Annotated in this window: 25 protein-coding genes and 3 tRNA genes; 11 read left to right on the forward strand and 17 right to left on the reverse strand. The window is 44.6% G+C overall.

Annotated features, from left to right (window positions below; translation table 11 throughout):
• Window positions 1–230: 230 nt before the first annotated feature.
• The 4 genes from AAC855_RS14200 to AAC855_RS14215 all read right to left on the reverse strand — a co-directional run bounded on the left by AAC855_RS14200 (window position 231) and on the right by AAC855_RS14215 (window position 3,507).
• A complete protein-coding gene (locus tag AAC855_RS14200) occupies window positions 231–653 on the reverse strand; it encodes a BON domain-containing protein (protein WP_340610461.1) in 423 nt (140 codons plus the stop codon).
• Between the two features lie 195 nt (window positions 654–848).
• On the reverse strand, window positions 849–2,438 hold the full coding sequence (gene prfC, locus AAC855_RS14205; protein WP_340610462.1) for a peptide chain release factor 3: 1,590 nt from the start codon (window positions 2,436–2,438) through the stop codon (window positions 849–851).
• Window positions 2,439–2,681: 243 nt separating this feature from the next.
• A complete protein-coding gene (rimI, locus tag AAC855_RS14210; RefSeq protein WP_340610463.1) occupies window positions 2,682–3,128 on the reverse strand; it encodes a ribosomal protein S18-alanine N-acetyltransferase in 447 nt (148 codons plus the stop codon).
• Entirely contained in the window at window positions 3,097–3,507 is a 411-nt protein-coding gene (locus tag AAC855_RS14215) for a DNA polymerase III subunit psi (protein WP_340610465.1), read from the reverse strand. The genes rimI and AAC855_RS14215 overlap by 32 nt, the downstream gene beginning before the upstream one ends.
• Before the next feature lie 199 nt (window positions 3,508–3,706).
• On the opposite strand from AAC855_RS14215, the gene rsmC reads away from it, so the two are divergent.
• The 3 genes from rsmC to AAC855_RS14230 all read left to right on the forward strand — a co-directional run bounded on the left by rsmC (window position 3,707) and on the right by AAC855_RS14230 (window position 5,112).
• A complete protein-coding gene (gene rsmC, locus AAC855_RS14220; RefSeq protein WP_340610466.1) occupies window positions 3,707–4,720 on the forward strand; it encodes a 16S rRNA (guanine(1207)-N(2))-methyltransferase RsmC in 1,014 nt (337 codons plus the stop codon).
• A 173-nt stretch (window positions 4,721–4,893) separates the two neighbouring features.
• Window positions 4,894–4,980 (forward strand) — tRNA-Leu (locus AAC855_RS14225).
• A gap of 45 nt (window positions 4,981–5,025) precedes the next feature.
• A tRNA-Leu gene (locus AAC855_RS14230) sits at window positions 5,026–5,112 on the forward strand.
• An 82-nt stretch (window positions 5,113–5,194) separates the two neighbouring features.
• Here the strand turns inward: AAC855_RS14230 and phoA are convergent.
• From phoA to AAC855_RS14250, 4 genes are all read right to left on the reverse strand, one after another.
• Entirely contained in the window at window positions 5,195–6,634 is a 1,440-nt protein-coding gene (gene phoA, locus AAC855_RS14235) for an alkaline phosphatase (RefSeq protein ID WP_422824390.1), read from the reverse strand.
• 289 nt (window positions 6,635–6,923) lie between these two features.
• Window positions 6,924–8,417, reverse strand: coding sequence for an aldehyde dehydrogenase family protein (locus AAC855_RS14240; RefSeq protein WP_340610468.1), 1,494 nt, complete (start codon window positions 8,415–8,417; stop codon window positions 6,924–6,926).
• A 15-nt stretch (window positions 8,418–8,432) separates the two neighbouring features.
• On the reverse strand, window positions 8,433–8,813 hold the full coding sequence (locus tag AAC855_RS14245; protein ID WP_340610469.1) for a cupin domain-containing protein: 381 nt from the start codon (window positions 8,811–8,813) through the stop codon (window positions 8,433–8,435).
• Between the two features lie 79 nt (window positions 8,814–8,892).
• Entirely contained in the window at window positions 8,893–10,194 is a 1,302-nt protein-coding gene (locus tag AAC855_RS14250) for an NAD(P)/FAD-dependent oxidoreductase (protein ID WP_340610470.1), read from the reverse strand.
• Between the two features lie 373 nt (window positions 10,195–10,567).
• On the opposite strand from AAC855_RS14250, the gene uriH reads away from it, so the two are divergent.
• On the forward strand, window positions 10,568–11,521 hold the full coding sequence (uriH, locus tag AAC855_RS14255) for a uridine-preferring nucleoside hydrolase UriH (RefSeq protein WP_340610471.1): 954 nt from the start codon (window positions 10,568–10,570) through the stop codon (window positions 11,519–11,521).
• Between the two features lie 108 nt (window positions 11,522–11,629).
• Here uriH and AAC855_RS14260 read toward each other — a convergent pair whose 3' ends face one another.
• Window positions 11,630–11,800, reverse strand: a complete 171-nt coding sequence (locus tag AAC855_RS14260) for a helix-turn-helix domain-containing protein (RefSeq protein ID WP_340610472.1) — start codon at window positions 11,798–11,800, stop codon at window positions 11,630–11,632.
• Window positions 11,801–12,016: 216 nt separating this feature from the next.
• Here AAC855_RS14260 and AAC855_RS14265 point away from each other — a divergent pair, with 216 nt between their 5' ends.
• Window positions 12,017–12,229, forward strand: coding sequence for a helix-turn-helix domain-containing protein (locus AAC855_RS14265; protein ID WP_099108857.1), 213 nt, complete (start codon window positions 12,017–12,019; stop codon window positions 12,227–12,229).
• 63 nt (window positions 12,230–12,292) lie between these two features.
• On the opposite strand, the gene sugE is transcribed toward AAC855_RS14265, so the two are convergent.
• Together sugE and efp are read right to left on the reverse strand one after the other, a co-directional pair.
• Window positions 12,293–12,607, reverse strand: coding sequence for a quaternary ammonium compound efflux SMR transporter SugE (gene sugE / locus AAC855_RS14270; protein WP_340610473.1), 315 nt, complete (start codon window positions 12,605–12,607; stop codon window positions 12,293–12,295).
• A 199-nt stretch (window positions 12,608–12,806) separates the two neighbouring features.
• Window positions 12,807–13,373: an elongation factor P gene (efp, locus tag AAC855_RS14275; RefSeq protein WP_099108859.1), complete on the reverse strand. Its 567-nt coding sequence runs from the start codon at window positions 13,371–13,373 to the stop codon at window positions 12,807–12,809.
• Between the two features lie 40 nt (window positions 13,374–13,413).
• Between efp and epmB the strand changes: the two genes are divergently transcribed.
• A complete protein-coding gene (epmB, locus tag AAC855_RS14280) occupies window positions 13,414–14,442 on the forward strand; it encodes an EF-P beta-lysylation protein EpmB (RefSeq protein ID WP_340610475.1) in 1,029 nt (342 codons plus the stop codon).
• Between the two features lie 126 nt (window positions 14,443–14,568).
• Here the strand turns inward: epmB and AAC855_RS14285 are convergent, their stop codons facing one another.
• From AAC855_RS14285 to AAC855_RS14300, 4 genes are all read right to left on the reverse strand, one after another.
• Entirely contained in the window at window positions 14,569–14,910 is a 342-nt protein-coding gene (locus AAC855_RS14285) for a DUF4156 domain-containing protein (RefSeq protein ID WP_340610477.1), read from the reverse strand.
• 350 nt (window positions 14,911–15,260) lie between these two features.
• Entirely contained in the window at window positions 15,261–16,907 is a 1,647-nt protein-coding gene (groL, locus tag AAC855_RS14290) for a chaperonin GroEL (protein WP_099120631.1), read from the reverse strand.
• Window positions 16,908–16,962: 55 nt separating this feature from the next.
• Complete coding sequence (locus AAC855_RS14295) at window positions 16,963–17,256, reverse strand: co-chaperone GroES (RefSeq protein ID WP_340610478.1); 294 nt, start codon at window positions 17,254–17,256, stop codon at window positions 16,963–16,965.
• Window positions 17,257–17,432: 176 nt separating this feature from the next.
• Window positions 17,433–17,945, reverse strand: a complete 513-nt coding sequence (locus tag AAC855_RS14300) for an FxsA family protein (RefSeq protein ID WP_340610479.1) — start codon at window positions 17,943–17,945, stop codon at window positions 17,433–17,435.
• A gap of 510 nt (window positions 17,946–18,455) precedes the next feature.
• Between AAC855_RS14300 and aspA the strand changes: the two genes are divergently transcribed.
• The 5 genes from aspA to AAC855_RS14325 all read left to right on the forward strand — a co-directional run bounded on the left by aspA (window position 18,456) and on the right by AAC855_RS14325 (window position 24,142).
• Window positions 18,456–19,880 (forward strand): aspartate ammonia-lyase, encoded by a 1,425-nt coding sequence (gene aspA, locus AAC855_RS14305; protein ID WP_340610480.1) that lies wholly within the window; start codon window positions 18,456–18,458, stop codon window positions 19,878–19,880.
• 140 nt (window positions 19,881–20,020) lie between these two features.
• Window positions 20,021–21,322 (forward strand): anaerobic C4-dicarboxylate transporter, encoded by a 1,302-nt coding sequence (locus AAC855_RS14310; RefSeq protein WP_099108867.1) that lies wholly within the window; start codon window positions 20,021–20,023, stop codon window positions 21,320–21,322.
• Window positions 21,323–21,532: 210 nt separating this feature from the next.
• Window positions 21,533–23,341 (forward strand): protein-disulfide reductase DsbD, encoded by a 1,809-nt coding sequence (locus AAC855_RS14315; RefSeq protein WP_340610481.1) that lies wholly within the window; start codon window positions 21,533–21,535, stop codon window positions 23,339–23,341.
• Between the two features lie 23 nt (window positions 23,342–23,364).
• The gene (gene dicD, locus AAC855_RS14320) at window positions 23,365–23,937 is read left to right on the forward strand and encodes a division control transcriptional repressor DicD (RefSeq protein ID WP_340610482.1); all 573 of its coding nucleotides are present in this window, start codon (window positions 23,365–23,367) and stop codon (window positions 23,935–23,937) included.
• A gap of 129 nt (window positions 23,938–24,066) precedes the next feature.
• A tRNA-Phe gene (locus AAC855_RS14325) sits at window positions 24,067–24,142 on the forward strand.
• 352 nt (window positions 24,143–24,494) lie between these two features.
• Here the strand turns inward: AAC855_RS14325 and AAC855_RS14330 are convergent.
• On the reverse strand, window positions 24,495–25,502 hold the full coding sequence (locus tag AAC855_RS14330; protein WP_340610484.1) for a tyrosine-type recombinase/integrase: 1,008 nt from the start codon (window positions 25,500–25,502) through the stop codon (window positions 24,495–24,497).
• Window positions 25,503–25,709: 207 nt separating this feature from the next.
• Window positions 25,710–26,597: a TraI domain-containing protein gene (locus AAC855_RS14335; protein ID WP_340610485.1), complete on the reverse strand. Its 888-nt coding sequence runs from the start codon at window positions 26,595–26,597 to the stop codon at window positions 25,710–25,712.
• Window positions 26,598–26,646 lie beyond the last annotated feature (49 nt).

Below are 26,646 nucleotides of genomic sequence, written 5' to 3' on the forward strand. Positions count from 1 at the left end.
GTTATGCAAACAATGCCTCACTCAAGTAATTTCTCATTTGAGCAATGCATCCATAAACCCTGTATTAAATAATGGAGATTAATTCACCAATAGGCAAGTTATTGCCAATAACCTGAATAGATCTTATCCGTTATATTCTTGAAGAGATAATCGCTTAATTCGATTAATTTTTATTTGGGGAATAAGCCGGAAGAGTGACTTATTATCAGTCACTCTCAACAAAAAATAGATTATTTTTTGATAGACAGGGTGCTGTTTACAGCCTGAACGCCTTCCACTTTATGAGAAAGCCTGATAGCTCGCTTTGCCAATTCTTCATGTTTGACAAAACCAGTAAGATAAACTATGCCTTCTTCTGTTTTCACTGAAATATTATTATCGTGACTATTAAGGCCGGTATCCTCCAGAAAACTTTGTTTTATTCGGGCAGTAATAACACTATCTTCAGAATTGTTATCTGTTTTTTTAAGAGAATTCTCGATTTTTTTGCCCGTATGATTTCTTGAATCATTTATTTTCTGGTCTGTATTTTCCTGTGCTTTACCTTCTGACTGATAAGTTGAAGATATGCCTGCTGCCAGTGCATTACCGCCTATTAGTACCGAGCCTAAAACAACAGCCAGGAATGAGTTTGAGAACTTTAAATTTTTCATCCTACTACCTTCCTTTTATCTAAGACAGAATGCCAAAGGATGATATATCAGCAAATTACGCAAATGATATGAGCTTTACAATAACTAACGTATATTTTCTTATACCTAGAAATGATGCTTTTAAATAAAACAGAAAGTATTAATTATGGTAGGAAAGATAAAAAAGGCCAACTGTGTGTTGGCCCATAAAAAATATTAATGTTCCCGTGTCTTACGGAAAACTATCTCAGGATAGCGTTCGCTGGTCAGGTTTAAATTAACCATAGTTGGTGCAATGTAGCTCAGGTTATCACCACCATCAAAGGCCAAATTTTGTTCATTCTTACGTTTGAACTCTTCCAGCTTTCTGACGTCACTACATTCTACCCAGCGGGCGGTAGAAACGTTAACAGGCTCATAGAGCGCTTCTACGTTATATTCGCTCTTCAGGCGGGCAACAACAACATCAAACTGAAGCACACCCACTGCGCCAACAATCAAATCATTATTGGTCAATGGACGGAATACCTGCACAGCCCCCTCTTCCGACAACTGAACCAGACCTTTCAGCAATTGTTTCTGCTTCAGAGGATCACGCAGACGAATGCGACGGAACAGTTCAGGAGCAAAGTTAGGAATACCGGTAAATTTCAGCTCTTCACCCTGAGTGAAAGTATCACCAATCTGGATCGTACCGTGGTTATGCAGACCAATAATATCGCCCGGATACGCATCTTCAACATGAGAGCGATCTCCTGCCATAAAAGTCAGTGCATCTGAGATAACCACATCTTTTTTGATACGAACCTGACGCAGTTTCATGCCTTTTTCATATTTGCCGGAAACAATACGCAAAAATGCCACACGGTCACGGTGTTTCGGGTCCATATTGGCCTGAATTTTGAACACAAATCCGGAGAATTTTTCTTCTTGTGCTGTCACTTCACGTGCATCAGTCTGACGCGGCATTGGCGTCGGAGCCCACTTAACCAGGCCATCCAGCATATGATCGACACCAAAGTTACCTAACGCAGTACCAAAGAATACCGGCGTCAGTTCACCCTGCAAAAAGGCATCCAGATCAAATTCATGTGATGCGCCTTTAACTAACTCCAGCTCTTCACGCAACTGTTCGGCCAGCTCTTCGCCGACAGCAGTATCCAGATCAGGGTTATCCAACCCTTTAATAATGCGGACTTCCTGAATAGTATGCCCCTGACCGGATTGATACAGATAAATTTCATCCTGATAGAGATGGTAAACCCCTTTGAAAGACTTACCACAACCGATAGGCCATGTGATCGGACAGCAAGCGATCTTCAGCTCATTTTCGACTTCATCCATCAGCTCCATCGGGTCACGAATATCACGGTCGAGCTTATTCATGAATGTCAGGATTGGCGTATCACGTAAACGGGTCACTTCCATCAGCTTACGGGTACGATCTTCAACACCTTTTGCCGCATCAATAACCATCAGACAGCAGTCAACCGCGGTCAGAGTACGGTAAGTATCTTCGGAGAAATCTTCGTGCCCCGGCGTATCCAGCAGGTTAACCAGACAATCACCATAAGGAAACTGCATCACTGAGGTAGTAATGGAAATACCACGTTGTTTTTCCATTTCCATCCAGTCTGATTTCGCATGCTGATTGGAGCCCCGGCCTTTTACCGTCCCCGCTTTCTGAATTGCCTGTCCGAATAACAGGACTTTTTCAGTAATCGTCGTTTTACCCGCATCAGGGTGGGAAATTATTGCAAATGTGCGCCGTTTCGCAACTTCTTGCAGAAATGGAGAATTTGACATCTATTGAAATCTTCTATTCTGTACGCGGATCGATACCCTATTGAGGCGCCACCAGAGGCCCTTAATTCATCCAATCCGGTATGTTAATTGGAATTAGCGTTTATTTTCGCTGAACTTGGCGTCATAAACAACTAATGATACGCAAGATGATGAGGCAGAAAATCATCATGACTTCATCAGATTCAATCTACATTCCCTTTCTCCTGAAGCGCAAAAGTTCATATACGGATACGTCACTTATACTCATCCAAACAGCGGTAACGCCATAATAATGGCATCTTCCTTACCTGTCGCGGTCGGGTAATAATTTTTGCGGATGGAAACTTCATTGAAACCCAGATCTTCATATAACCGAATTGCAGATCGGTTGGAACGCCGGACTTCAAGCCATAACGTATTTATCTGCTTTTCAGGTAATGTGTCAATCAGATAATTTAATAGTGTTCTTCCATGCCCTTGTAATTGATATTCTGGATGAATAGCGATATTAAAGAGCGTTGCTTCATCCAGAATATATTGGGTTATTGCAAAACCAATGATCTGGTTATTAAGCGCGATCTTATAATTGAGATAACGTTCTCCCTGATTAGAGTAGAAGGTTTTCTCACTCCACGGAAAGGGATGGCTGGCCTGTTCTATCTGAAAGGCCACGGGAAGATCAGCGGGAGTTAATAGAGAAATATTCTTCATAATGGTAAATTTGTTGCCAAAGAGCACGTTTTGCATCCCCATCAAGGGATAAGTCATTTAATGCCGGGCTTCTCAAAGAAATCCCTTGTATTGATAAGGTAATATCAACCCCCAGCAGCCAGCATGGGCAGCGGATTGATTCTGAAAGCAGTTCAACATCTTTTGTTGTAATGCAATAAACTAATGAGGCATCAATCCCCATGGCTGCGAAGATATCAGCAAGTAATGAATGGCTTAAGTCGATATGATCATGGGTAATGATCAACAGACGGGTTGAGTCAGGGATGAGGACAGATAATTCACCCCGCAGGGCCGCAGGGTTACGCAGAACCCATTGGGTGATACCCAGTCGGGTTAGTGATCTGTCACGCTTCGTCATCGTGTTTTATTCCATCTGCCATAAAAAAATAACAGGTAATATATACCCAGTAAGTTTCAGGCTGTCGCCAGTAAAACGACCACCTGAAAGATGAGCGGTATAGTATCAGAGGGCTTATCTCTGCGCCAACAACATGGCATCCCAGCTTTGCCCAAAGATAATTATGACCGGATAAAGACTTATAAGGAGCTATACATAGATGTCAGTATTAACACCGGCCAGTGAAGTAATCCTGCGCCATCAAGAGCAATTCCACTCCCATCATCTGCTCTTCGCAGGCGATCTTCAGGATACACTGGCAACGGAAATCGAAGCCGCAAGTGTACGGGTACATACTAGTCAATATCACCACTGGCAATCCCTGATCCGTACATTAGGTGATAATGCTCTGTTTGGCCTGACGGCTGACAGTGCATTTGTCAAAGATTGCGATACGCTGATTTATTACTGGCCAAAGAGCAAGCAGGAAGCCCGTTTCCAACTCCGCAGCCTGTTTTCTGTCCTGCCTGTCGGAACAAATATTTTTATTGTCGGCGAAAATCGTAGCGGTGTCCGTAGCGTCGATAAGTTGATGGAAGGTATTGTGACTTTCCGCAAAGTAGATACTGCCCGCCGTTGCAGCCTTTTTTATGGTCAGCTTGAACAGCAGGTTCAGTTTGATCAGAACAACTGGTGGCATAGCTATCAGGTTGGGGATACCATCGTCAATACACTGCCCGGCGTATTCAGTCAGGATGATCTGGATGTCGGCAGCCGTCTTCTGCTTTCCACTTTTGATAAACCGATTTCTGGCAGCTTGCTGGATATTGCCTGTGGCTCTGGTGTACTGGCTGCGGTGTTGGGGAAAAATAATCCCGATTTGTCACTAACACTCAGCGATGTCAATGCAGCCGCTATCACATCCAGTAAAGCAACATTGAAAGCCAATAAACTGGAAGGAAATGTTATCACCAGCAACGTCTATTCTGCTATTGAAGAGAAATTCAACTGGATAGTCTCTAATCCGCCATTCCACGATGGTCTGAAAACCAGCATGACAGCCGCTGATGACATGATACGTATGGCACCAAGTTATCTTAAATCCGGTGGTAAATTCCGCATCGTAGCAAACGCGTTTTTGCCTTATGCAGATTTACTGGATAGCGCTTTCGGCAGTCACGAAGTCCTTGCCCAGACAGGTAAATTCAAAATTTACCAAGCCACCAAGAAGTAACAAGCAAAAAGTAACTAATCAGACCGCTATTGCCCGTCCACCCGGAAGGGCAATAGCCACATGTCGATTTTTACATCAGTCATGCTTTCTTGCGATAAATAATGATTGACGCCAGCCGTAAAATGGCTAGAATGCGCCCCCATGCTATCTGTTTAAAGATGGTATCTGAATTTGCGAGGGTGGCGGAATTGGTAGACGCGCTAGCTTCAGGTGTTAGTGTTCTAACGGACGTGGGGGTTCAAGTCCCCCCCTTCGCACCAAATCAGATAGTCATCATTAAACAAATCAGATAAATAGCAGTACCTGCGAGGGTGGCGGAATTGGTAGACGCGCTAGCTTCAGGTGTTAGTGTCCTAACGGACGTGGGGGTTCAAGTCCCCCCCTTCGCACCACTGTTACTATTTATCTGTTCAATAATCTCTATTCAGCTTAATTCCTTTTAGTACGCCTTTCCTTTTTATTCTTCACGATTTCCTACTGTTTCAACCCCATCGCATCACGTATGGTAAAGAACAAATCTGTCTGATCAGTCAAGCCAACAACATTAGCAGCATGTGGGCCATAAGCCGCAACACGTAACTGCGTACCAGTATGATTCTGTTTGCCTTCTTCTGCGTTGCCATAGTTGACCGTAATGACAGCACCATCTTTGGTGATCAATGAACGAGTCAGGCCGGGGGATTTAACATCATTAGCAATAATCTGGCTGGAGTGGGCATGATCAGCGGTAACGATGACTAACGTATCTTCATGCTGTCTGGCAAATTTCAGCGCAGCCTGAACAGCTTCATCCAATGCCACCGTTTCCCCAATTTGGGCGCAAGGGTTAGCTTCATGATCTTGTTTGTCAATCGAGGCACTTTCTACCTGCAAGAAAAAGCCATTTTTGTTGTTTTTCAGCAAATCAATCGCTTTTTCTGTTAGTTGTACCAATGTCGGCTCATCTGAACTACGCTTTGCATTGACTTGGCACTTCACCGGCGCTTCATTAAGATTACCGTGATAAACCGCTTTTGGCCCTTCCCAGAGCACATCAATATTCCCACTACTAAATATACCTAATAACGGCTTTTTCTGGCTGGCTTCTTTAATATTGTTCAGTGATTTTATATTCGTTACCCATTGATATCCCTGCGTTAATGCTTGCTGTTTCAGTACTTGTCCTTTATTAGCTCCGGCTACTGATTGTTGTTCAAAACTTTTGGCTCCGCCTCCTAAAGTCACATCAGCGCGTGCAGCCAAAAGTTGTTCTGTAATGGAACCTTTACCCCCATTTTCCAACGCATCGCCAGAGCACTTTTTCAGCGTTTCCTCTGGCCCATAGCATTTGCGGTTTGTGATATGCGCATATAATGCGGCAGGGGTTGCGTCCTGAATTTCAGCTGTTGTCACATTTCCTGTGGCTTTTCCATTCTGCTTTGCCAACTCCAGTAATGACTGATGTGGATTGCCGAAAACATCAATGCCCAGCGCACCATTATAGGTTTTCACTCCTGTCGCCCACGCGGTAGCTGAAGCAGCAGAATCCGTGACATAATCTGGTTTCTTCGTCTCTTTATCCAGTGAGTAGTGCGTATATTGCCCCGTGAAAGGAAGCGCGTCGATTCCCTCGAAAAAACCACCAGCACCGCGTGCGTAATTGCGGGCCAGCGTAATTTCAGAATCCCCCATGCCATCACCAATAAACAAAATGACATTTTTCGCTTTTGTATTATTTAAGGCGGCTTTAAGTGCATCAGTTTGATCCTGAGTCAAGCGACGAGCACCGCCAAACTGAGTAAGATCACCCTGGGCAGAACGTTTTTCTGCCATGATCTTATCCGCACTATTGTTAGCTTGCGCAGATAAACATACGCCTGACACGCATATAGCAACAGTCATAGCAAGAAGATTTTTTGTACGATGATGAAATATAGAGCGATGGGACAGGTCATTACAGGACATAGGTGATTCCTTATGATCAGGAGAATTAAAAAACACCGTCTACCCAAATAGTAAGCACCCAATATGGCATTATTGTGAAACCGCAATGACACATTTATGACAAGGCTTATGCCGTATTATGGCGCCATGACTTTGGGATTAACTGCTTTGGAAACACCAACCTGAAACCATTTTTCAATATTGATAAGTGGTTAAGTTGCCCCGTTTTGACCGCAACGAAGCAACTTTACACCGCTTAAGCATCAATATGCTGCAACTATCAATAACGTATCATGACTGATTTCAGTTCTGTGTAATACTCGATGAATGCCTTGCCAAACTCCCGCCCAAGACCTGATGATTTTATTCCCCCGAACGGAAGAGCAGGATCAAGATGCGTATGCATGTTAACCCACAAAACACCGGCCTGAATACGCGGGATCATTCGCATCGCTTTGCTGAGATCGTTCGTCCATAAGCTGGCGGATAAACCGAATGGCGTGGCGTTCATCATGGCAATCAGCTCTTCCTCATCATCGTAACTGAGGAATGTCCCTATCGGCCCGAATGTCTCTTCTTGCATCAGCGTATCATCTGCACTATTGGCTCTGATCACGGTGGGCATTACAAAAAAGCCTTTCCCTTCCAGTGCGCGACCGCCATAGACAATTTCATTCTCTTCCTGACGCGCTTTTTCAAACAGGGAGAGAATTTTGTCATAGTGCTCTTTATTTGCTAAAGGCCCCATTTCCGTCGTTTCATCAAGGGGAGAACCAATTTTCATCGCAGACAGACGTTCAGAAAGTAACTTCAAAACCGCATCCATATGAACAGAAGGAATATAGAAACGTTCTGCTGCTGCGCAGATTTGCCCCTGATTCAGATATCCGGCTTCCAATATTCCATCAACTATCTTCTCGGTAGGAACATCTGACAGGAAAGCTGCTGCGTTTTTGCCGCCCAGCTCCAGCGTTGCACGGAACTGCCCCTGCTCCATGACGGATTTGCCTATCAGTTTACCTGTAGAAACTGAGCCGGTAAAAGTCACCTTGGAACACAGCGGGTGAGTCAAGAGCTTAGTTCCTACCTCCGCTCCCGCACCATTAACGATATTGATCACGCCATCAGGAATTCCGGCTTCTTTTGCCAGTTCCGCCACACGCAGCATTGTTAATGGGGTATATTCACTTGGTTTGAGCACAATCGTACAACCGCAGGCCAAAGCAGCCCCCAGTTTCCAGATGGCAATCATGATCGAGAAATTCCAGGGAATAATCCCGACGACTACGCCGACAGGTTCACGACGAGTAAAGGCGGTATATTCTTCACCGTTGAAGGATGGCAAAGAAACATTCAGTGTTTCACCACTTATTTTGCTCGACCAACCGGCAAAATAGCGCAAGTATTGAGCGGAGGCTCCAACCTCCAGCATGCGTGATAACTGAATGGTTTTCCCTGAGCACAAAGTTTCCAGCTGAGCAAGTTCTTCGCTGTGTTTTTGCAGCAAATCCGCCAGCCGTATCAGACAATTTCCACGTTCCATCGGTGAAGTCTTGGCCCATGAACCATGAAAAGCATCGGATGCAGCCTGCATAGCGGCATTGGCTTCGACTTCACTTCCCTGATTGACGGTCGCGATCCTCTCATCAGACGCGGGGTTAATGACAGAAAAGGTGTTATCTCCCTGACCACGCACAGATTGCCCATTGATGTAATGACCATGAGAACGCCGCAAAAAAGCCGTAACGGACGCCAGCAAAGTGATGTCACTCATGATGTTACCCTCTTGTCAGCCTGAAATCTGAGAATTGATACACGCCATATAATGTTTCACGAAACGTTCGCTGGTAATTTCCCACAAAACTTCCGTACCTTTGGCTGCAAACCATGAATCACCTTTGTGATATTCGACTACAACACCGGTTTTAACATCCGTCAGTTTCACCGAACCTTCATGCACCGTTGCCATTTCATCAAAAGGATAAACCATCTTAAATTTCCCTCTGGTACAGGCAAAAATACCGCAGGTCAGATTATCATTGGGTTCCCCGTGAACCATCGCAACACTTGCTTGTGGATCACCCTCTACGACAACAGAACCAAGATGAGTAACACTGCCAATCGGCATTAATTCAGGAAGTGATTTCTCTAACAATAACGGTTTTATCATGACTTTTACCTTTCAGAATTTATTGTGCAAAAAATAAATTTATGTGCAAAAAACAGTGAAAACCCAAAAATCAGTCAAACTAACGACGCCCTTTCCAATAGCCTGAAAGCTGATGCCAGCTCTTTCCGAGAGAAAGATAGACATGCCTTAGCTGCTCTTTACCGACAACATTCATATGCGGAATAGAACTCAGCAAAGAATAACGATCGGAGCCCTCGCTCATCCCTTCTGCCAGCACTTTACAGATAATATGACTGGGTGTTACCCCAAACCCGGAATAACCCTGAACGTAAAAAACATTATTATGCTGTGGCAGAGAGCCTATTTGCGGGAACAGACTGACGCTACAGCACATCGGGCCTCCCCATGCCAGTTCAATCTTCACGTCTTTCAGGTAAGGATAAACATCCAGCATGCGATTCCGGTTCCATGCTTTTAAATCAGAAGGAATATATTCGAGATACTGCGTTGCACTACCAAACAATAGCCGGTTCTCTTTAGTCACCCGCCAGTAATTGATGATGGGGCTGATATCGCTATAGGCTCCGTGAATGGGGCTGACTCTTTCGATCATTTCATCTGACAGTTCTTCTGTCATTAACTGAAATGCGTAAGTATTGATTGTTTTTTTATAAATTGTCGGTTCAAGGCCATTCAGAAACGCATTACATGCCCACAGCATTTTATTTGCCCGTACAGAACCCATTGCAGTACGGACGGTAACTCTTGGGCCATATTCAACATTCAAAACCTGACTGTTTTCGAAAATTTTGACACCATACTCTGTGGCCGCCTTAGCTTCCCCTAACAACAGATTCAGAGAATGAACATGCCCGCCTCCCATATGTTTCAATGCAGAGGTATACAAATCCGAACCGATGACTTTTTTAACCTCTGAACCGGTATACAGCTCAATTTCTTCATCGGGACAGGCTGACTGAAACTCTTTCAGCCAACCTTGCAGCGTCTTATCCTGCCTGGAGTTATAACCTAAATAGCCGTAACCCGGGCAAAAATCCGCCTTGATATTATATTTGGCAATCCGCTCCCGGATTACTCCTGCGCCCATATTGCTGATTTTAAATATAGTCTCCAGACCTTTCTCACCGACATGGCGTTTAATCCGATCCAAATCATGACCAATACCCGCCATAACCTGCCCGCCATTGCGCCCTGTTCCGCCATATCCAAGCGTTCTTCCTTCCAGAATCGCGATATTGGTAATGCCTTTTTCTGCCAGCTCTAATGCCGTGTTTACACCAGAAAATCCACCACCAATGATAACGACATCAACATCCAGATCTTCTGTCAATGTTGGAAAGCGAAGATCATATTTTTTAGTTGCCGCATAGTATGTTAATGAATCGATCTGATTATTCATATTACACCCCGTGAGCATCAGTCTATACCCTGATATGTGCAGGGATATCTGTTCATTGACTGAATGGTATTTATCCAATTAACGTTTTTTATTCAAGCGATATGATAAAGCGAGATCAAAAAACATTAACAAATTAATAAACACACAAATTTGCCATCTGAAATTTCTTATCATTTATATATGAATCATACGCAATTAAAATGCTCAAACCCTTTGTTGTTTATATGTTAATTAAATCACAATAATTAAAACAATTATTAACAGGTTTTATTTTTTATCATGCCGTTTTGTGATGGTCAGCGGAGGAATTTTTATTGATGGTGAATTATTCTTTGTGGGTATATTTACCTCAGGCGCTATAAAAGGAATGAATATGTTTCCCAAGAAAATTATTCTCGATTGCGACCCCGGTCATGATGATGCCATTGCTATGCTGCTTGCTCATGGCAACCCTGATATCGAACTGTTAGCTGTGACAACTGTTGTGGGCAACCAAACTTTAGATAAAGTTACCCATAATGCGCTTTCCATTGCCCGTATCGCTAATATCCGTAATATTCCTTTTGCTGCCGGTTGCTATCGTCCATTAGTCAGGGAGATCAAAACGGCTCCTGATATTCATGGAGAAACGGGGCTGGATGGCCCGGCTTTACCTGAGCCGGAAATAAAATTAGACCCTCGCCATGCTGTTGATTTAATCATTGATATCATCATGGAACACCCGCCAAAAAGCGTCACATTAGTCCCAACCGCAGGCTTGACGAATATTGCTCTGGCCGCGCGTAAGGCACCACAAATTGTGGAGAGAGTAAAAGAAGTTGTATTAATGGGAGGGAGTTACCATGGAGGAAACAGGAGTGCCGTTGCCGAATTCAATATATTAATTGACCCAGAAGCAGCACATATCGTTTTCAATGAAAAATGGCCACTGACAATGGTCGGATTGGATCTCACCCATCAGGCACTGGCAACACCAGAGGTTACTGAAGAGATAGCCAAAATAAATACACGCCCTGCTCAGTTTGTGTTGGATTTACTCCAATTTTATGGAAAAAGTTATCGTATGACACAGCGGGGTTTCGACTATCCCCCTGTTCATGACCCTTGCGCTGTCGCTTATGTTATTGATCCCAGCGTCATGACCACACAAAAAGTTCCCATTAATATCGAAATGGCCGGAACCTTAACCACAGGTATGACTGTTGCTGATTTTCGCTTCCCGCCTTCAGAAGACTGCCACACTCAGGTTGCGGTAAAACTGGATCAGGCCAAATTTTGGCGGATGGTCATCGATGCCCTAAAAAATATTGGTGAGACTGATCACTGAGAAAGCTGTCTTACAAACAGATCTGAATCGCCTTTGAGTAGCTGTATCTGCTTAAAGGCGATAAGACTTCACTTTCAGAATGAGATAAGAAACGACACAGCGAATCATTTAACCGGAAGAGACAGAGGCTTCAAAATCGAACAATTCATTCAGCTCAATCTGCAATCCATTCGCAATCACATAAATAATTTCTAAGGTAGGGTTTCTGACACCACGCTCAATACCGCTGACGTAGGTTCTATCCAAACCACACTTATCGGCAAAAGCCTCCTGCGACATCCCGGCTTCTTTCCTGAGATATCTGATCCTTTGCCCGAAAAGGGATTTGATGTTGTTAGGTATTTTCATCCGATAAGTATCGATTCGTGTTACTTATCCGACCACGGACTATGAGTCACATTTAAATCTAAGTTATGTTATTATGCGTGACTCATAGTCTACTAATAAATCATTTCTTTTTAATTGAAAAATGACAGGTAACCGGAGAAATTAAAAATGGAAAATAAAGATTGGCACTCCGCCGATATCATTGCTGAATTGAAAAAACGTGGCACAACATTGTCAGAAGTCTCACGTACGGCGGGGCTGGCATCATCAACACTGGCGAATGCTCTACAGCGTCACTGGCCGAAAGGGGAGCGTTTAATCGCAACCGCGCTGGGGCTGACCCCAGAAGAGATATGGCCTTCTCGTTATGAAAAAAAGTAAACAAAATAAAACCCAGCATAATGCTGGGTTTTATTCAGATTATAATGAATGGATTGCTGTCAATTAGCTGGCAAGTTTCAAACCAATGATACCAACCACAATCAGGCCAAGGCTTAATATTCTGGCAAGATTAGCAGACTCACCCAATACCATAATCCCAAAAATCGCTGTACCTACCGCCCCAACACCTGTCCAAATCGCATAAGCTGTTCCTGCCGGAAGGCTTTTCATAGCATACGCCAGTAACCCTACGCTGACAGCCATCGCACTGGCAGTGATTAAGCTCGGCACTAAACGGGAGAACCCCTGTGTATACTTCAGACCCACAGCCCATACAACTTCAAACAAACCCGCAATAAGAAGTATCAACCAAGACATGTTTTAACCTTATATCTAATGGAAGCGGGGCCGTCCCCAATGAGATGACGTTTATCCGGGTCGTCCCAGATAACGATAGGAAATGAAAAGGAATTATAACGAGCAAGCCAAACCGCTGCAATGACCCTAAAATCAGCCACAAAAAAACCGCAACCTCTGGACGAAGAGGCTACGGTTTTTTTAAAATAACAAAGCGAGATTATTTCACGCGAGAAACGTATTCGTTAGAACGGGTATCAACTTTGATAACTTCACCGATCTGGACAAACAGAGGTACTTTTACTACCGCGCCAGTGCTGAGAGTAGCTGGTTTACCACCAGTACCTGCGGTATCACCTTTCAGGCCCGGATCAGTATCAACAATTTCCAGCTCAACGAAGTTTGGTGGAGTCACAGCGATAGGACGGCCATCCCACAGAGTCAGAACACATTCTGCCTGATCGATCAGCCATTTAGCATTGTCACCAACGGCTTTCACATCGGCAGCTAACTGCTCGAAAGTTTCGTTGTTCATGAAGTGCCAGAATTCACCGTCGTTGTACAGGTAAGTCAAATTGACATCCATAACATCTGCACTTTCAACAGAATCGGTTGATTTAAACGTTTTTTCTAGCAGTTTGCCAGAAATCAGTTTACGAATACGAACGCGGGCAAATGCCTGCCCTTTACCTGGTTTAACAAATTCACTGTCAAGAATAGCGCACGGCTCGCCATCTAACATGATTTTAAGACCTGAACGGAATTCATTGGTACTATAAGTAGCCATGGAGATCCTCTAATTTTTAACGAAATGGCTTAGCCAAAAAATGGCACACATTATAACCCATATTCACCCTGCCAGAGAAGTCTGGCTACAACAACTTACAGATGTTATCACTGATCCCAGTGAGTTGTTGCAATTGTTATCCCTGAACACGCACGCCTTATTGAAAGAAGGTAATGAGGCGCGACGCCTGTTTCCCTTACGTGTGCCAAGAGCATTTGTATCACGAATGAAAAAAGGTGATCCTCAGGATCCCTTATTACTACAGGTTTTAACTGCACGAGAAGAGTTTGATACTCCGGCCGGATTTTCCACAGATCCATTAGATGAACAGCATCCGGTCGTTCCGGGGTTGTTACATAAATATCGCAACCGGGCGTTATTAATGGTTAAAGGAGGTTGTGCGGTAAACTGCCGCTACTGCTTCCGCCGCCATTTCCCTTATGAAGATAACAAGGGCAATAAAAGTAACTGGCAATCAGCGCTAGAGTACATTGAGCAGCATACTGAGCTTAATGAAATCATCTTCTCTGGTGGTGACCCTCTGATGGCAAAGGATCACGAACTGGATTGGCTGATTACTCAACTTGAGTCTATTCCTCATATTAAACGGTTACGTATTCATACCCGCTTACCTGTCGTCATTCCCGACAGAGTAACGCTTTCATTATGTAATCGTCTGGCACAATCCAATTTGCAAGTCATTATGGTCACGCATATTAACCACGCAAACGAAATTGATGAGGCATTCCGGGAGAGTATGGCTCGGCTGAAACAGGCCGGGGTCACCCTGTTGAACCAGAGTGTCCTGTTACGTGGTGTAAATGATGACGCTGATATACTGGCTGATTTAAGTAATTCGTTATTTGATGCCGGTATTTTGCCTTACTACATCCATGTGTTGGATAAAGTACAGGGTGCGGCACACTTTCTTGTCAGTGATGAAGAAGCAAAAGCCATTATGCGGGCGCTATTAACCAAAGTTTCTGGTTATCTGGTGCCATGCCTGACAAGAGAAATCGGCGGCGAACCGAGCAAAACGCCATTGGATTTAGGGTTAAAAAATAATTAACCCGCGAGTTTTTTAACATTTTCGCGATAACAGGCAGTGCACAGAAATTCAGACAGCTAGCTCACGATGTTACAGGCTGTTTTTCTGGGCATTGCCCAAATTCAATATGCTGCTTATCACGTACACTCAAGGGCACTTATACACTTGACCGACCATTTTGCTGTCGAGTGGAACAAAGCTATTTAACAACCCCTCTGACGGGCTATTTACGCCATATATCACGTTTCCGCCCATTTCAGCCGCTTTATTGCGCAAATCATTCGCCGCACCACGCATAGAACTGCTTTCGCTACCAACGCCATTAAGCCAGTTACTTTGAGTGCCCGTCACTTCACCTAACCGCTGGCATTCATTACCCGGCTGAGTATCCACAAAACGTACACCGGAACCTGCTGAAGTTAATTGATTATTTGTCGTGCATCCCGCTAACAGTAACACCGACGCGCCGAGCAAAAATTTTATTCGCATGTCTTCCCTCGTTGATTACGCTAACTTCATACACTTCGTCTTTCACGTTGCCTCTTTGTTGGCTGCGCTCGTTCACCCCAGTCACATAGCTAGCTATGCTCCTGGGGATTACTGAGAGGCTCCTGCCTCTCACCGGAGGCCAGCCTTTGGCTGGGCAAATTCGTTCCCGACGAATTTGTTACTCCCTTGCCGCCGCGACGCATCTTGAAATTCATTGTGTATATTACGATGATAAATTTAATCTTTTGTATGCTATTAATAGAAGAAAGTAAAAAGGCGAGCAGAAAAATCTGCTCGCCTTCAAAGTTTTACCCTAATGGATGGAAGATCCCATCATCAGGATGAGCGCATTACATCATGCCGCCCATTCCACCCATACCGCCCATGCCACCAGCTGCGCCTAAGTCAGCTTTGTCATCTTTTGGCAGTTCAGTGATCATCGCTTCAGTTGTGATCATCAGACCCGCGATAGATGCTGCGAATTGCAGTGCAGAACGAGTTACTTTGGTTGGATCCAAAATACCCATTTCGATCATGTCGCCGTACTGTTCAGTTGCAGCGTTATAACCGTGGTTGCCCTGACCTGCTTTAATGTTGTTCACAACAACAGATGGCTCTTCGCCTGCGTTCTCAACGATCTGACGCATTGGAGCTTCCATTGCACGCAGTGCAACACGGATACCCACGTTCTGATCTTCATTGTCACCAGTCAGGCTTGTGATAGCCCCTGCAACGCGAACCAGCGCCACACCACCACCAGCAACAACACCTTCTTCTACTGCTGCGCGGGTTGCGTGCAGTGCATCGTCAACACGTGCACGTTTTTCTTTCATTTCAACTTCAGTCGCTGCACCCACTTTGATTACAGCAACACCGCCTGCCAGTTTCGCTACGCGCTCCTGCAGTTTTTCACGGTCATAGTCAGAAGTTGATTCTTCGATCTGCTGACGGATTTGACCAACACGCGCTTCAATCGCGCTTGCTTCGCCTACACCATCAATGATAGTCGTTGTGTCTTTGTTGATAACAACACGTTTTGCCTGACCCAGATCTTCCAGAGTTGCTTTTTCCAGCTCCAGACCAATCTCTTCAGAAATAACAGTACCGTTAGTCAGGATAGCAATATCCTGCAGCATGGCTTTACGGCGATCACCGAAACCTGGTGCTTTAACCGCAGCAACTTTCACGATACCACGCATGTTGTTTACAACCAGAGTAGCCAGTGCTTCACCTTCAACATCTTCAGCGATGATGAGCAGAGGTTTGCTTGCTTTAGCTACACCTTCCAGAACTGGCAACAGTTCACGGATGTTGGAAACTTTTTTGTCTACCAACAGGATGTATGGGTTTTCCAGTTCAACAGAACCTGATTCTGGTTTGTTGATGAAATAAGGAGACAGGTAACCACGGTCGAACTGCATACCTTCAACAACATCCAGTTCGTCTTCCAGACCAGTACCTTCTTCAACGGTGATTACACCTTCTTTACCGACTTTATCCATCGCTTCTGCGATCAGTTTACCTACAGTTTCGTCGGAGTTTGCAGAGATTGTACCAACCTGTGCAATTGCAGTGGAATCAGAGCAAGGTACGGACAGTTTTTTCAGTTCTTCAACGGCGGAAATAACTGCTTTATCAATACCACGTTTCAGATCCATTGGGTTCATGCCAGCAGCAACGGCTTTCAGACCTTCGGTGACGATTGCTTGAGCCAGAACGGTTGCAGTAGTTGTACCATCGCCAGCCGCATCGTTAGCTTTAGAAGCAACTTCTTTAACCATCTGTGCGCCCATGTTTTCGAATTTGTCTTCTAATTCGATTTCACGTGCTACAGAAACACCATCTTTAGTAATTACAGGTGCACCAAAAGATTTATCCAAAACAACATTACGGCCTTTAGGACCCAGCGTCACTTTAACTGCATCAGCCAGTACATTCACACCACGCAACATTTTGCTGCGAGCATCATTACCAAATTTTACGTCTTTAGCTGCCATTGTATCTTTCCTTTAAATTCGTTCAATTAAGAAGATCTGAGCGTAAGATTTTCAATTACGCTTCAACAATTGCCAGAATATCGCTTTCAGACATGATCAACACTTCTTCGTTATCGATCTTCTCTGCTTTAACACCGTAACCTTCATTAAAAATAACGATATCACCCACTTTAACATCCAGCGCTTTAATATCACCGCTTTCCAGGATGCGACCATGGCCAACAGCAAGAACTTCACCACGGGTAGATTTGCCCGCAGCTGAACCGGTCAGAACGATTCCACCAGCAGATTTTGATTCAACTTCTTGACGTTTGACAATAACACGGTCGTGTAATGGACGAATTTTCATTGATAGATCTCCTATAAATAAAGTCCATATCAGGTAAGAGGATTGATACCAGAACCCAATAGAACCAGTACCATGAAGCTACAAGTTGGGGCTTATAGACAGTACTTCAAGGGGGATAGCAAAAAAAATTTCACTTTTTTATTACCCGTGACAATCTCAGACAGTATGAATCTAAGTTATTTCTTATTGTGGTCATTATCATACTCATTATGATTTTTTTGCTCATCGCGAGTAATTTTATTCGAGGCATCATCCTGCCTGCGCTCATACTCCCCTTCAAATGTTTGGCCATGATGACTATTCTGGCCATATCCACCCCGAGCATTCGGGCGGTAAAAAGTCAGATGTGGCAGTAACTTTGCTGTCAGCAATTTTTGCACAGGCGACAACAACAATAATAGGCCGAGAAAATCGGTAAAAAAGCCGGGAATGATTAACAGAAAACCCGCAATGACCAAAGAAACACTTTTGATGGCTTCTTCCGCAGGGCTTTCTCCGGCAGCCATTTTCTGCTGCATTGACATAAAGTTCTTTATGCCCTGATTACGAACCAGAGAAACCCCAACACAGGAAGTCAGAACAACCAGTAACAGCGTTAACAGAACACCGACCTCAGAAGCGATGCGGACAAACAGTACTGATTCGATATAAATCAGCAGACATATCAGGATAAGAGGAAACCAGCGCACGTTATTCTCCTGTCGTTGAAGAAAATGAAATGGGAGCAATTTAAGTTAAAGCAAATTAAGTTGCAGCAACTTAAAATGAGGCAGCCTAAAATGAGGCACCTGAAAGATGAAGGATATAAGCCGGTATTCTCATCCGCTTTAGGCGCTGTGTATACTACCAAAGCGTTTTTATTACCCCGAATCGCGTTTATAACCCAGCTCACTGATAGCAACATCTATAGATGACTAGTTTGTATGGATAACATATGTGGGGATAACAATAACGGTTTTCAATACTTAGGACATTTGACTTTTTACCTGAGTAACCGTGACCTTAGTCACACATATGCCATTTCATTAGTAAAATCGTACTATAAAGTGATCCAGGTTCAAGGCATTTCTGACAAATCCACATATGATCGCGCCTGCAATTTTGTGGTAATCACCTAATATCATAGCAATTGCTGTCGGCAACATTATCTCAACAAACATATAACAACAGTAAAACGTATCCAATTTAAGAAGGTTCTCATGTCAAACAACATTCGTATCGAAGAAGACCTGTTAGGTAAACGTGAAGTCCCTGCTGAAGCCTATTACGGTATTCACACTCTACGTGCGATTGAAAACTTCTATATTAGTGACCGCTCCATCAACGATGTCCCTGAATTCATTCGCGGCATGGTCATGGTTAAAAAAGCAGCGGCACTGGCAAACAAAGAACTCCATACCATTCCCGGCAAAGTTGCAGATATCATTGTCAAAGCGTGTGATGAACTGCTCAACACCGGAAAATGCATGGATCAGTTCCCTGTTGATGTTTTTCAGGGTGGTGCAGGTACCTCGCTGAACATGAATACGAATGAGGTGCTGGCAAATATCGGTCTTGAATTGATGGGGCACCAGAAAGGTGAATATGAGTACCTGAACCCCAATGATCATCTGAACAGAAGCCAGTCAACTAACGATGCTTATCCTACCGGTTTCCGTATTGCTGTTTACAACGCAATCATGCAGTTGGTTGATTCAATCGAATTATTAAAAGCGGGCTTCGACAAAAAAGGTATTGAGTTCGACGATATCCTGAAAATGGGTCGTACTCAATTGCAAGATGCGGTACCAATGACTCTGGGTCAGGAGTTCCGTGCTTTTGCCATGTTATTAAAAGAAGAAATTAAAAATATCACTCGTACCGCAGAACTACTGCTGGAAGTGAACCTTGGGGCAACCGCTATCGGTACTGGCCTGAACACAGCACCCGGCTATCAGAAACTGGCTGTTGAAAAACTGGCAGAAGTAACGGGCTTACCTTGTGTACCTGCCGAAGATTTGATTGAAGCGACTTCCGACTGTGGTGCTTATGTTATGGTTCATAGCGCCCTGAAACGTCTGGCTGTTAAGATGTCTAAAATCTGTAACGACCTGCGTCTGCTGTCTTCTGGCCCACGTGCTGGTCTGAACGAAATCAATCTGCCAGAATTGCAGGCAGGCTCTTCCATCATGCCAGCCAAAGTGAACCCGGTTGTTCCAGAAGTTGTTAACCAGGTCTGCTTTAAAGTTATCGGTAATGATACCTGTATCACTATGGCAGCAGAAGCGGGTCAGTTGCAGCTGAACGTCATGGAACCGGCTATCGGTCAGGCTATGTTTGAATCTATGACTATCCTGAGCAACGCATGTCGTAATCTGGTTGAGAAATGCGTTAACGGTATTACTGCCAATAAAGAAGTCTGCGAAAGCTTTGTCTTTAACTCTATTGGTATCGTGACCTACCTGAACCCATTCATCGGTCACCATAATGGCGATATCGTAGGTAAAATCTGTGCAGAAACAGGTAAAAGCGTCCGAGAAGTTGTTTTAGAGCGTGGTCTGCTGACAGAAGCGGAATTAGATGATATTTTCTCTGTTGAGAACCTAAAAAATCCGACTTATAAAGCAAAACGTTTTGATGACTAATTAAATGATTATAATAACGAGTTCGTCTTAATTTTTAAGGCACGCTATTCCAACCGGAAGCGTGCCTTTTTAATTGGCAGCAAACACAAATTATTAACCATAAATTTTCATAACACTAAATAAATGAAGGAGTATGTAACATGTTAGCCGTAGAATTGGTTATTGTTCTGCTGGCCATTTTTCTGGGGGCAAGATTAGGGGGAATCGGAATTGGTTTTGCAGGTGGAATTGGCGTTTTAATCCTTGCCATTCTAGGTGTAAAACCAGGCAGTATTCCATTTGATGTTATCTCAATTATTATGGCTGTGATTGCTGCAATATCAGCAATGCAAATAGCAGGCGGGTTAGATTACCTCGTCCAGCAAACTGAAAAATTACTGCGTAAAAATCCCAAATACATCACCATCCTCGCACCGATAGTCACTTACTTTCTGACTTTATTCGCAGGTACAGGGAACATCTCACTGGCAACACTGCCTGTTATTGCCGAAGTCGCTAAAGAACAAGGCATCAAACCGTGTCGTCCACTTTCAACTGCTGTCGTCTCTGCTCAAATCGGGATCACCGCCTCCCCTATCTCTGCGGCAGTTGTTTATATGGCTTCGGTTATGGAAGGGCAAGGTATCAGCTATATTCATTTGCTAATGATACTCCTGCCATCCACATTTTGTGCCATCGTGTTAATGTCATTCATTATTTCATGGCTTTTCGATTCCAAATTGGCTAATGATCCTATCTATCAGAAACGTCTGGCTGACGGCCTGATAGAAATGCGCGGTGCGTCTCAGATTGAAATCAAACCTAAGGCAAAACTCTCTGTTCTGTTATTTTTGCTGGGTGTTATCGGCGTCGTTATCTATGCGGTTATCAACAGCCCAAGTGTGGGGTTAGTGGAGAAGCCCCTGATGAATACCACTAACGCGATTCTGATCATTATGCTGAGTGTCGCAACGCTCACCACGATTATTTGCTCCGTCAATACAGATGCGATTCTGAACTCAAGTACTTTTAAGGCCGGCATGAGTGCCTGTATTTGTATTCTGGGTGTGGCTTGGTTAGGTGATACTTTTGTGCAAGCCAATCTTGACTGGATCAAGGAAACTGCCGGTAACCTGATTCATTCCCGGCCTTGGTTACTCGCAGTTATTTTCTTCTTCTGCTCAGCCTTATTGTATTCACAGGCAGCAACAGCGAAGGCATTAATGCCAATGGCATTAGCGCTGCATGTCACGCCACTGACTGCAATTGCCTCTTTCTCTGCTGTTTCTGGGCTGTTCATTCTGCCAACTTATCCAACTTTAGTTGCCGCAGTACAGATGGATGATACCGGCACAACCCGTATCGGACGTTTTGTGTTTAACCATCCATTTTTCATTCCGGGTACGATTGCTGTTGGGCTGGCCGTCACATTCGGCTTTCTGTTCGGTGGTATGATCCTGTAGTCTCTAGGCTTTATATTTCAGGGGGTAAAACCCCTGAAATATTTTCTTCCTTTTATCTTCTTCCCTGAAAAAAACACCTCTTTGCATTAATATTAATCAATCAGCTTTTTGTCACGGATACCATCGGTTATAGTGCTCATTTTAGTCGTAGCGCCGATTCTGGTAAATTTCACCCATTGACTCCCTATAACTCAGGTAAAAAAATATCCTATGATGAAACGTATTCTCATATTGTTTCTACTGTTCGGTGCAATTAGCGCTTTTCCTCTTAAATCCAGCGCGCTATTTGAGCAACCCGGACAACTGGGGCAGAATCGGTACCTTCCCGCTGAACAAGCATTTATGTTTGACTTTCAGCAAAAAGGCGAAAAATTGACGCTAAATTGGGATATTAAACCCGGTTATTATCTCTATAGAAAACAGTTCGTCATCACACCCGATCAGCGAACGTCTTTAGGGCATATCGACTTTTCCAAAGCAACGCCTCATGAAGATGAATTTTTCGGCAAAACTGAGGTTTATTTCCAGTCAGCACACATCAATATGCCGATTATTGCTGCAACAAATGATTCTACACTTCAGGTAACGTATCAGGGCTGTGCGGAAGCCGGGTACTGCTATCCTCCAGAAACAATCAGTGTGCCACTATACGCCGTAACCACGCCCATAAAACCATCAACGGATGAAACACTAAAACAGCCAGAATCTAAACCTGCTGAAATAAAAGCACCTCAAAGTGAATCACTACCGCAAGAGGAAACGTTACCCAAAACGGATCAAATGCCATTTTCACCCTTATGGGCATTATTGATTGGTATAGGTATCGCATTTACCCCATGCATCCTGCCAATGTATCCGTTAATTTCCGCTATTATTCTGGGACAGAAACGCCCTGAAAGCCTGAAACGTATCTTCTGGCTGGCAATGAGCTATGTACAGGGAATGGCCATCACTTATACGGCATTAGGGTTAATTGTCGCCGCAGCAGGTTTACAGTTTCAGGCCGCATTACAAAGCCCTTATATTCTGATAGGGCTTTCCGTCCTGTTTATTCTATTGGCACTATCCATGTTCGGCGTGTACTCACTCCAGCTCCCTTCTTCCGTTCAAACCCGTTTGGTGAACTGGAGTAACCAGCAAAAAAGTGGTTCCTATTTTGGTGTATTCGTCATGGGGATGCTGGCGGGCCTGATCGCATCTCCCTGCACAACCGCCCCACTCAGCGCCATTTTACTTTACATTGCCCAAAGTGGTAACGCAGTGCTCGGTGGTCTGACACTTTATCTTTATGCACTGGGAATGGGGTTACCACTCATTGCCGTGACTTTATTCGGCCACAAATTCTTACCCCGCAGTGGCCCGTGGATGCAATACGTTAAAGAAGCATTCGGCTTTATTATCCTTGCACTGCCGATATTTTTGCTGGAAAGAGTTCTGGGAGACATATGGGGAATAAGGTTATGGAGCCTATTAGCCGTTGCCTTCTTTGGCTGGGCTTTTGCATTAACGCTAAACCACAAAAATGGTTGGCTGCGTACCCTACAACTCATCTTACTGGCACTGGCTTTAATCGCTTCACGCCCTTTACAGGACTGGGCATGGGGAAATCCTGTTACAGAACAACAACAAACATCTTTAGAATTCCAGCAAATCAGTGACTGGCAGGAATTGAATCAGATTCTGGCTGAAAATCGCCATAAACCGATCATGCTGGATCTCTATGCCGAATGGTGTGTCGCTTGTAAGGAATTTGAAAAATATACTTTCCGTGATCCACAAGTCCAAAAGCAACTAAATCACTTTCTCATATTGCAGGCTGATGTTACAGAGAATGGCCCTGACCAGAAAGAATTGCTGAAAAAACTGGAAGTGCTGGGGCTTCCCACTATCTTGTTTTTTGACAATCAAGGCAAGGAAATACCCAACTCACGAGTTAACGGATTTATGGATGCAGAACGCTTTAGTCGCCATTTACAGCATTTATACCCAATAGCTTCAGAACAGAGAGCTACAAAATAAAATCATTTAAAAGGAGAGCAACAGTGCAACGTGAATATGTACTTCGTCATGTCCTTAATTTACTTGAGCAACAGGGTCTGTCAGTAACACTGGAGGCACTTTTGACTCCCCTGAATATTGATATCGACCAAATAACGCATTTCTGGCCGGACCGCGAAGCCCTGCTTTATGACTGCCTGCGTTTCCATAGCCAGCAAATAGAAGCCTGGCAGCGTCATATCCTGCTGGATGAAACATTGTCCCCGGAACAAAAACTATTGGCTCGTTACGACACTCTCGAAGAAAAAGTACAGGAAAATCGCTGCCCCGGTTGCCTGTTTATTGCAGCCTGTAGTGCTTTTCCTGACACCGACCACCCTATCCATCAATTAGCGGCATTACAAAAACAAAGCTCATTTCAATATACAAATGGGCTATTACAGCAAATTGGCATTGAGAATAGTGAACAAGTTGCCAAACAGATGGAGCTCATCCTTGAAGGATGCCTCAGTAAACTATTAGTGAAAAAAGATATTGAAGATGTTGTCACCGCAAAACTGCTGGCTCAGGATATTCTGACCATAGCTAATTGCCGAAAAGAGGGTGCTTTAAGTTAAAAAAAGTTGGCAAAGCTGAATAATTGCGCTTGATTAGTATAAAAATTCCGCCAACGACCATTTTTCATGTTTTTTTCGCAAAAAGTCGTTGACGGATTGGAGTGAATACTGTTTAATGCGTCCCCGTTAGCCCGGATAGCTCAGTCGGTAGAGCAGGGGATTGAAAATCCCCGTGTCGGTGGTTCGATTCCGCCTCCGGGCACCACGATTTTAAAGCTAATTTGTTGAATACTATCAGGTAATTAACAAATAAGTTAAAATTTAGGGCTGTTAAGAAGATGTTAAACAATTGTTCGCTTAGTTTGTACGTTCAATGTTTAAAAAAGCCGTAAATTAAAGAATACAGAGTGCCTGCATTTGCAAGCACTCTTCTTTCGTTCAAGGTAATGATTTCAGTAATTGATTCTGATGTCAAGTAAGGGAAAGACTTTACGGGACAGGGGATCGCAAATAGCCCTTTTTTCATATCATCCCTATTGATGCAGGGCAGTAACTCACTCCTCCACCTCCTCAATCCTGTCTGAGACCTGCCCTGTCTTTTTTACTGCCGGTTATCCTTACACCGCAATATCCAGATAGATTGCCAGTTCATTCTCCAGCGTTTTCCCTGCGATCTCCATATCGATATCAATATATTCCAGGGTGGTTGCCAGACTACGATGGCCCAGCAAACACCGGACCAGCTGCAAATTACGATCCGGTGCTTTCATCAGCTCAGTGGCCAGTGTATGACGAAAACGGTGAGGGGAAACGGCAAAACCACACTCTTTCGACAACCGGTTGAAGAACGAACGGATATGCTGCCTTTCTTTATCGTGATCATACCGGTAACGGCTCATCCGTCCATGAGCGTGCAAATCCAGACGACTTAAATCAAACAGCGGATCATCGTCTTTCGCCCCGCAGGCTTTTGCCTGTTCAACCAGTTTCGCCAAGCGGGGTTTAAGCTGCCGGATCATCGGTATCCGCCATTCACTGTGGTTTTTACTCCCTTCGACCCGCAGAATAATATAATTGCTGTCCAGATTGATATCCCGCAACCGCAGGTGCAATAGCTGATTCTGGCGCATCCCCGTTAACCGGAACGTATCCAGTACCGTCAGCCAATAGCCGGTCGGGTACAACGCACAGCGGCCTCCCCGGGGAATTACCTGCCTGCGTTCTTCTTCCTCATACTGTCCCATCAGCAGATAGAGGCGGGTTATCTGGGATTTACTCAGGATTTTCTTCGTTTTTTTCTCTTTTTTCACTGCCGCCTCGTTAAACGGGTTTTCAGTGAGCGGCAGCAGTTTTCTTTCCATCACGAAATTAAAAATCGCCCGCAGGTGGGCTACCTTATTGTTCCAGGTGTAGCTCGACTGTTTTTTCTCGGTCAGAAGATGGCGTCGCCACCGCAGTACATCGCGGTGAGTGACCTGTTCCGGCAACACTGTATCGCCCATAAACCCGATAAAAACCCGGGTCACCTTGCGATAACTCCACTCCGTAGCCGGTCGCAGCATATGCGAGAAAAAGTATTCTTCCAGTAATTCATCCCAACCCATTTTTTCCTCATTATTGAACATGATGGTTTCCTTCGTGTGTCAAGTTGTGTCCCGGTACAGCCACGTCCTGTTAATAAACTAAAAATTAATTAACACGTTGAATTATTTTATTTTTCATATAATGACCTCTTGTACATTGCTGAAACAAGGCATTCTGACGCTGATACGGGGTGTTTGAACAATTTCAAATCGTTATTGTTATCATTTGTATTATTTCCCACCCAAAGTTCACTCCGCTGTCTGAAACAGTGACAGTAATGTCCGGGTATCATCGCGAGTGTCAGGTGCTGGGACGGTCATCGATGTGACAAGCGGAGTAACCGGAGCAGGCGATGGATGAGCGGTAGCCGCCCTCGCTTCAGCAGATTCAACCGGCTTCAGCAATGGCGATTTCACCTGCTCAGCTGCTGACTGAAGCAGTAAATCCGTCAACGGAACAGAAGAAGAAGACCCATCAAGATGCAACATCAGACATTGCCACGCACCGGGCACTAAAGACAGCCAGGTGACCGCTTCCTCCGGTAACAAACGGGCAGCCAGCAGCGTTTTATGAGAAACAGGCAGCTCAGACAGTGAGGCATGAAACCGGAAGCGGAAACGGCGTGCTGGCACCCACAACCCCGGCAGCCAGGGGTGTCCATCATCCAGTTCACCTTCCAGTTGCCGCAACAGCGGCAGGTGATAAAACAACGCGGCCCAGAATACCACTGCCTGCCACAACAAGCTCTGTGCGGCCTGTGTTTCCGGTGCCACGCCGGGTGGCAGCATGTGTCCTTTCGCCAGCCGCACAGCACAGGCAGTAAATTGCAGGGTCAGATCTATAAACCCACCACGATAAGACCAGACGCCTTCCGGTGTGGCAGGAATATGCTGCACACGGGCGCATAATTGCCGGAGCGGATCCAGATAAAACTGCTGATACAATCCGGCGGGCAGCGCACTGTTTTCCCACAGTTGCCGGAGAGCCTGACCACGTTCTGAGGTTGCCAGCAACGCTTCCGCTGACTGTAGCTGAAAATACCCCCGGTTGTCGCGAAGAGTTTCCGCTTGTTGTCCGGATGATTTTGATGGTGTCACAGACGGGCGGGCAAAATGGGATTTAAAACGTTCCAACATGGGCTTTTCCTCTTTGGGTTCAAATTTAGCCCAGTGTCGGTCAATCCCA

It is taken from the genome of Xenorhabdus bharatensis, from assembly GCF_037996705.1.
Lineage (GTDB): Bacteria > Pseudomonadota > Gammaproteobacteria > Enterobacterales > Enterobacteriaceae > Xenorhabdus > Xenorhabdus bharatensis.